This window comes from Kitasatospora sp. NPDC023118 (assembly GCF_055560875.1).
In genome coordinates this window covers 26,961-33,297 of sequence record NZ_JBVHHW010000011.1, presented here as the reverse complement: position 1 = coordinate 33,297, position 6,337 = coordinate 26,961, and the positions used below count along the sequence as shown (strand labels likewise).

The following is a 6,337-nucleotide window of genomic DNA, read 5'->3' as shown; positions in this document are numbered from 1 at the left end:
AGCAGATCCCGGAGGATCCGACGTGCGCGATACTGGGATTGAACCAGTGACCCCTACCGTGTCAAGGTAGTGCTCTCCCGCTGAGCTAATCGCGCCTGGTGAGGCGGTATGGCAGCAGACCCTGGAGGGCCCGTTACTGTGCGCGATACTGGGATTGAACCAGTGACCCCTACCGTGTCAAGGTAGTGCTCTCCCGCTGAGCTAATCGCGCCTGATGTGGCGGTCTCGCAGCAGATCCCGGAGGATCCGACGTGCGCGATACTGGGATTGAACCAGTGACCCCTACCGTGTCAAGGTAGTGCTCTCCCGCTGAGCTAATCGCGCGGGGAGGCCACCCGGAGAAACCGGGCGAGCCTCTTGGAGGTGGAGACGGGATTTGAACCCGTGTACACGGCTTTGCAGGCCGTTGCCTCGCCTCTCGGCCACTCCACCAGGCAACGCATGAAGAACGATCTTACACTGTTCTCCATCGAGCGGACGACGAGATTCGAACTCGCGACCCTCACCTTGGCAAGGTGATGCTCTACCAACTGAGCCACGTCCGCCTGTCTCCCGGGATCTTCACCGCTCTACTTCGGCTGCGCTCCTCGGCGACGTGTTGAACTCTAGCGGATTCCCGGGCCAGCTAAAAATCCGTTCTCGCAGCGTGCCAAGGGGATGCCCGCCGCATGCCGTCCCGTCAGCCCTCTGAACCGGTCACCGGCCACCACCTGCGACGCTTCCGGACGATCATCCGCGGGCGACCCGCCGCACACCCCCGCGACGCACGGAGCTTCTCGTACGCGTGGGCGCGAGCCCGACCAGGCCCGCGCCCCCCGACCTACACTTCAGGCACCGCCGCCCCCAGCACCACCGCGCAGGAGAACCGTGTCCGGCCACCCCGACCCCCGCATCCCGCTCGCCCGCTTCGGCGGCCGCCTGGCCACCGGACTGCGCGACGTCACCTCGGACCCGGCCGCGCTCGACTCCTCCGGCTACTGGGCCGTCGCCTACGACTTCGAGGGCCGACTCACCTGCGCCCGCTTCGAGCAGGTCCGCCCCGCCCCCGCCCCGCCCTCCGGCGCCGGCTGGCGCGGCCCGGACGCCGGCAGCTGGCACAGCTCCCTGGACCGCGCCGCCTACACTGCGGGCGTGCGCCGCATCCGCGAGCACATAGCCGCCGGCGAGGTCTACCAGGCCAACCTCTGCCGGGTGCTGTCCGCACCGCTGCCCGACCCCGGCCTCAGCGACATCGACGCCCTCACCGGCCTGCTCGCCCACGGCAACCCCGCCCCCTACGCCGGCACCATCCGGCTGCCCGAGCACGGCGTCGAGATCGCCACCGCCTCCCCGGAGCTCTACCTGCGCCGCACCAGCCGCACCGTCTCCTCCGGCCCGATCAAGGGCACCGGCCGCACCGAGGAGGACCTCCTCGACAAGGACCACGCCGAGAACGTGATGATCGTCGACCTGGTCCGCAACGACCTCGGCCGCGTCTGCGAGACCGGCACGGTCACCGTCCCCGACCTGTGCGCCGTCGAGAAGCACCCCGGCCTGGTCCACCTGGTCTCCACCGTCGAGGGCGCCCTGCGCGAGGGCGACGGCTGGCCCGAGCTCCTCGCCGCCACCTTCCCGCCCGGCTCCGTCACCGGCGCCCCCAAGTCCAGCGCCCTACGGATCATCGAGGCCCTGGAGACGGCCCCGCGCGGTCCCTACTGCGGCGCCGTCGGCTGGGTCGACGCCGACCGCGGCGAGGGCGAACTCGCCGTCGGCATCCGCACCTTCTGGCTCGACCGGCAGGATCCGCAGGCACCCGTCCTGCGCTTCGGCACCGGTGCCGGCATCACCTGGGGCTCCGACCCCGAGCGCGAGTGGGAGGAAACCGAACTGAAGGCCGCCCGGCTGGTCGCGATAGCGTCGGGCAGCGCAATCGACCTGACCGGGGCGTAGTCCCCACCCGCCGCCTAGGAGCAGCCCTCGATGCACAACCGCACCACGAGCTGGGTCAACGGGACGCTCGTCGACTCCGCCGACGCCGCCCTGTCCGTCCTCGACCACGGACTCACCACCGGCGACGGCGTGTTCGAGACCATGAAGGCCGTCGACGGCCAGGCCTTCGCGGTCACCCGCCACCTCGACCGGCTCACCCGCTCCGCCCGCGGCCTCGGCCTGCCCGACCCCGACCACGACCTGGTCCGCGAAGCCTGCGCCCAGGTCCTCGAAGCCAACCCCGCCCCGCTCGGCCGCCTGCGGGTCACCTACACCGGCGGCAACTCCCCGCTCGGCTCCGAGCGCGGCACCGCCGGCCCCACCCTCGTGGTCGCCCTCGGCGCCATCAACCGCCGCCCCGACGAGACCGCCGTCGCCGTCGTCCCCTGGCGCCGCAACGAGCACAGCGCCGTCGCCGGCCTCAAGACCACCTCGTACGCCGAGAACGTGGTCGCCCTGGCCGCCGCCCACCGCGCCGGCGCCTCCGAGGCCCTGTTCGCCAACACCGCAGGCCGGCTCTGCGAGGGCACCGGCTCCAACGTCTTCGTGGTCCTCGGCGGCCGCCTGCTCACCCCCGCCCTCGCCTCCGGCTGCCTGGCCGGTATCACCCGGCAGCTGGTCATCGACTGGTGCGGCGCCGAGGAGACGGACCTCCCGCTCAGCGCCCTCCAGGACGCCGAGGAGATCTTCCTGACCTCCACCACCCGCGACGTCCAGGCCGTCACCCGCGTCGACGACCGCGAACTGCCCGGCACCGGCCCGGTCACCGCCAAGGCGATGGCCGTCTTCGCCGAGCGCAGCGGCGACGACCTCGACCCGTAATCCCCGTACGGGCAGCGGCGACGCACAGCGCGGATAACCTTCCCGGCGAGGGGAAGGGAGCACCACATGACCACCACGCTGCGCCCCGAGGGGCCGGAGACACCCACCATCGCCGGCGGCCGCACCAGACGCTGGCGGATCCTGGCGAACGGCCGCCCGGTCGGTGCGCTGCGCACCACCTCGGCCCGGCACGGCAACCAACTCTGGGGCGATATATCGGAGTTGGAGGTCTTCGAGGGCCGCGGCCGGGGCCGCGGCACCTTCGGCGCGCTGGCCGCGGAGGAGGTGCTGCGCAGCTGGGGCTGCACCCGGGTGGACGTCAACGTCCCCGAGTGGGCCCCGGTCGCCCGCGGGCTCGCCGTCACCCTCGGCTACACCGAGCGGATGCGGAACCTGAGCAAGAGCCTGGCCACCGCCCCCGCCCTGCCCGGCGGCGTCACCGTACGCCCGATCGGCGCCGCGGAGTTCCCGGCCTGGCTCGACGGGGCGGCGGAGGGCTACGTCGCTTCGCTCATGGACTCCGGCCTCAGTGAGGAGCAGGCCCGCGCCAAGTCGCGGCTGGACCACCGGAACGTGCTCCCGCAGGGCGCCGACAGCCCTGGCGCGGCCCTGTGCCGTCTGTACGGTGCCGACGGCGCGCCGGAGCCGCTCGGCTCGCTCTGGGTGGAGCTGAACCTGCGGGAGCTGCCGGACGGCACACCGCTCGCCTGGGTCATGGTCGTGGAGGTGTCCCCGGCCCACCGGGGCCGGGGACACGGCCGCACCCTGATGCTGCTCGCCGAACGCGAGTGCCTGGCCGCCGGGGTGCGCGAGCTCGGCCTCAACGTCTTCTCCGGCAACGAGGTCGCCGTCCGGCTCTACGACTCGCTCGGCTACCGGGTCGTCAACCGGTGCTACGGCAAGCCGCTGTGAGGGGTTGACCGAGCATCAGGACGCCTTCGCGGCCTCGATGACGGCGATGATCTCCTCCCGCAGCCCCTCCTGGCTCTGCCCGCCGTCCAGCCGCTTGCCGCCGATCACGTACGTCGGCGTGCCCTTGACCCCGATGGCCTTGCCCTCGGCCTGGTCAGAGTCCACGGTCAGCATGTGCCGGCCGTCGATGAGCGCGGTGTCGACCTCCTCGACGTCCGCCCCGACCTCCCGGGCCACCTCCAGCAGCACCTGCTGCCCGCGCGCGTCCAGCTCCTCGACCCGGGCGAGCAGTGCCTCCACGAACGGCCACCCCAGCCCCTGGGCGAACGCCTCTTCGGCCGCCTCCGCGGCGGCGTAGGCGTGCTTGTGCTTCTCCAGCGGGAAGTGCCGCAGCTCCACGGGCAGCGCCTCGCCGTACTGCGCGCGCAGCGCCCGTACGTCGTCCAGCGCGGTGCGGCAGTCCGGGCACTGGAGGTCGCACCAGAACTCGAGGCGGGGAAGGGAACCATCGATCATTCCCCCAGTGTTCCACTAGTGGGTGCCCGCCCCCGCCGGCGGTGCGCCCGAGGCCGGACCGACAGGGAGGCACCGATGACCAGGACGACCGCAAGCGAAGAGGTGCGCCCGTGCTGACCGCGGCGATCAGCTTCCTCCTCACGGCCGGCGCAGTGGCGGTCGCGGGCCTACGGGCGTGGCGACGGCGCTTCCGCTCGGCGACCCGCTGGTTCGCGGTGGCCCTGCTGCCCGCCGGGCTCTACCTGACCGGCCTGTTCCCGCTGGCCGGCACGATCGGCCGGGAGTTCGCCGACTGGGCGGCCAAGCTGGTCTTCGACCCCCGGGTGTGGACCGGTGTCGTGCTGCTCGGCGTCTCCGCGGTCCTGCTGGTCACCACCCGCTGGGTGGGCCGCCGCGGCGCCGTGGAGGGTGCGCCGGAGCGTCCGGCGGCGGCCGGCCCGGCCCCTGAGCGTCCGGCGGTGGCCCCGACGTCCAAGGCGCCGAAGAAGTCGGCGGCGGGCAAGCGGGACGACGGCCTCGGCGACTTCGCCGACATCGAGGAGATCCTCCGCAAGCGCGGAATCTGAGCAGGCCCGGCGCGTCAGGCGGAGGCCACGGTCTCCGCCGACCGCTGCCGCGCGCGGTAGGCGGCGACGTGCAACCGGTTGCCGCAGGTGCGGCTGTCGCAGTAGCGCCGCGAGCGGTTCCGGGAGAGGTCCACGAAGACCCGGGCGCAGTCCGGCGCCTCGCACCGGCGCAGCCGCTCCCGCTCGCCCGCCATGAGGATGAAGGTCAGCGCCATGCCCAGCTCGGCCGCGAGGTGGTCGCCGAGCGCGGCGTGCGGCGCGAAGTAGTGGATGTGCCAGTCGTGGTGGTCGTGGTTGACCAGCCGGGGCGTCGTCCCGGCGGCCGCGACGATCGCGTTGACCAGCTCGGCGGCCTCGGCGGTGGACTCCGTCCCGAACACCTCGCGCAGCCGGGTCCGCAGCTCGTGCACCCGCCCCAGGTCGTCCTCGGTCAGCGAGTCGATCTCGCTGATCTCCTGGCGGACCACGAAGGCTTCCAGCGCGGCGATGTCGGGCAGCCGCTCGTCGCCGCACACCTCGGGTGCGGTGTTGAGCAGATCCACGAGGATGCTCAGCGCGCACTCGGTGTCATGGGTGATCAGCACGTTGGGGCTCCTCGCGCAGGGGGACTCCGGTACCCCGCGTCCACGGTTACCCCAGACCATACCGGCCCTTGCGGCAGAAGGGCGGCGCGTTTGTTCGAAGGCCTGTGCGGATTCCGTCAGAGTGTCCTGAAGCGGGCGCCGTCCGGGCCTGGAGCCCGGTGTCCGGTCCCCGGTGTACGAGCCCGGGTGGCCCCGGAAGGACGACGGCGCCCGGCAGCGAGGCCGGCCACCCGTACGGGTGGCCGGCCTCGCTGCCGGGCGCCTGCGGTGCTGCGGCCCCGCTCCGGTGGGAGCGGGGCCTTCACCGGCCCCGAGACCGCGTCGTGCGCGGCTGAGTCCGCTGCCGTGCCCCCGAGTAGGACGGCTGCGATGACGGCAGGGGGTGCCGCCCCACCGACAGTGGGGCTGGACCGCCTCCGGTCGGGGTCAGCTTTCGGCGAGGATGTGGGACAGCTCCCGGTCGAGGTCGAAGTGACGGTGTTCGGTGCCGGGGGGCACCGCGGCGTCCGTCCGCTTGAGGAACGACTCAAGCGCCCGGGCCGGGGCCTCCAGCAGGGCTTCTCCTTCCGGAGAGCTCAGTGCGATGCAGACCACCCCTTGCCCGTGGCTGCGCGACGGCCACACCCGGACGTCGCCGGTACCGGTGGGTCGGTGCAGCCCCTCCGCGAGGAGATCTCGGGCGAACACCCACTCCACGGTCTCGTCGGCGCCCGTGTGGAACGTGGCGTGCACGGCGTAGGGGTCGGCGGTGTCGTAGCGCAGGCCCGCGGGGACGGGCAGTGAGGACTCGCTGGACACGATGAGGCGCAGGTGCAGCTCGCAGCTGACCGTGGTGTTCATAAGCGCCATGGCCTTTCGCTCAGTGTGCGCTCGGGGAATCGCACGTCGGCGAACGGACCATCCCACCCCCAAGACCGATGTAAACCCCTCTGTCCCGATTCGGGCGCGAGTCGTACCCCTTACGGCGCA

7 protein-coding genes and 5 tRNA genes are annotated in these 6,337 nt (G+C 72.4%); 4 read left to right on the top strand and 8 right to left on the bottom strand.

Annotated elements, in window-relative coordinates; translation table 11 throughout:
• Positions 1-23: 23 nt before the first annotated feature.
• The 5 genes from ACZ3UD_RS16250 to ACZ3UD_RS16230 all read right to left on the bottom strand — a co-directional run bounded on the left by ACZ3UD_RS16250 (position 24) and on the right by ACZ3UD_RS16230 (position 545).
• Positions 24-95, bottom strand: a tRNA-Val gene (locus ACZ3UD_RS16250).
• Between the two features lie 44 nt (positions 96-139).
• Positions 140-211: transfer RNA gene (locus ACZ3UD_RS16245), tRNA-Val, on the bottom strand.
• Between the two features lie 41 nt (positions 212-252).
• Positions 253-324: transfer RNA gene (locus ACZ3UD_RS16240), tRNA-Val, on the bottom strand.
• Positions 325-358: 34 nt separating this feature from the next.
• A tRNA-Cys gene (locus tag ACZ3UD_RS16235) sits at positions 359-432 on the bottom strand.
• Positions 433-472: 40 nt separating this feature from the next.
• A tRNA-Gly gene (locus tag ACZ3UD_RS16230) sits at positions 473-545 on the bottom strand.
• A gap of 322 nt (positions 546-867) precedes the next feature.
• Between ACZ3UD_RS16230 and ACZ3UD_RS16225 the strand changes: the two genes are divergently transcribed.
• From ACZ3UD_RS16225 to ACZ3UD_RS16215, 3 genes are all read left to right on the top strand, one after another.
• Positions 868-1,929, top strand: a complete 1,062-nt coding sequence (locus ACZ3UD_RS16225; RefSeq protein WP_465587070.1) for a chorismate-binding protein — start codon at positions 868-870, stop codon at positions 1,927-1,929.
• Between the two features lie 30 nt (positions 1,930-1,959).
• Entirely contained in the window at positions 1,960-2,790 is an 831-nt protein-coding gene (locus ACZ3UD_RS16220; RefSeq protein ID WP_465587067.1) for an aminotransferase class IV, read from the top strand.
• 66 nt (positions 2,791-2,856) lie between these two features.
• Entirely contained in the window at positions 2,857-3,702 is an 846-nt protein-coding gene (locus tag ACZ3UD_RS16215) for a GNAT family N-acetyltransferase (RefSeq protein ID WP_465587064.1), read from the top strand.
• A 15-nt stretch (positions 3,703-3,717) separates the two neighbouring features.
• Here the strand turns inward: ACZ3UD_RS16215 and ACZ3UD_RS16210 are convergent, their stop codons facing one another.
• Positions 3,718-4,218, bottom strand: a complete 501-nt coding sequence (locus ACZ3UD_RS16210; protein WP_465587061.1) for a DsbA family protein — start codon at positions 4,216-4,218, stop codon at positions 3,718-3,720.
• A gap of 110 nt (positions 4,219-4,328) precedes the next feature.
• Between ACZ3UD_RS16210 and ACZ3UD_RS16205 the strand changes: the two genes are divergently transcribed.
• Entirely contained in the window at positions 4,329-4,784 is a 456-nt protein-coding gene (locus ACZ3UD_RS16205; RefSeq protein ID WP_465587059.1) for a hypothetical protein, read from the top strand.
• Positions 4,785-4,798: 14 nt separating this feature from the next.
• Here ACZ3UD_RS16205 and ACZ3UD_RS16200 read toward each other — a convergent pair whose 3' ends face one another.
• Positions 4,799-5,368: a CGNR zinc finger domain-containing protein gene (locus ACZ3UD_RS16200; RefSeq protein ID WP_465587057.1), complete on the bottom strand. Its 570-nt coding sequence runs from the start codon at positions 5,366-5,368 to the stop codon at positions 4,799-4,801.
• Between the two features lie 426 nt (positions 5,369-5,794).
• The gene (locus ACZ3UD_RS16195; RefSeq protein WP_030056266.1) at positions 5,795-6,208 is read right to left on the bottom strand and encodes an SsgA family sporulation/cell division regulator; all 414 of its coding nucleotides are present in this window, start codon (positions 6,206-6,208) and stop codon (positions 5,795-5,797) included.
• Positions 6,209-6,337 lie beyond the last annotated feature (129 nt).

What these genes read in the sequence shown, in the direction of transcription:
- ACZ3UD_RS16220 (WP_465587067.1), top strand. Translation starts at nt 1,960, where the DNA reads ATGCACAACCGCACCACGAGCTGGGTCAACGGGACGCTCGTCGACTCC.
- ACZ3UD_RS16215 (WP_465587064.1), top strand. Translation starts at nt 2,857, where the DNA reads ATGACCACCACGCTGCGCCCCGAGGGGCCGGAGACACCCACCATCGCC.
- ACZ3UD_RS16210 (WP_465587061.1), bottom strand. Translation starts at nt 4,218, where the DNA reads ATGATCGATGGTTCCCTTCCCCGCCTCGAGTTCTGGTGCGACCTCCAG.
- ACZ3UD_RS16195 (WP_030056266.1), bottom strand. Translation starts at nt 6,208, where the DNA reads ATGAACACCACGGTCAGCTGCGAGCTGCACCTGCGCCTCATCGTGTCC.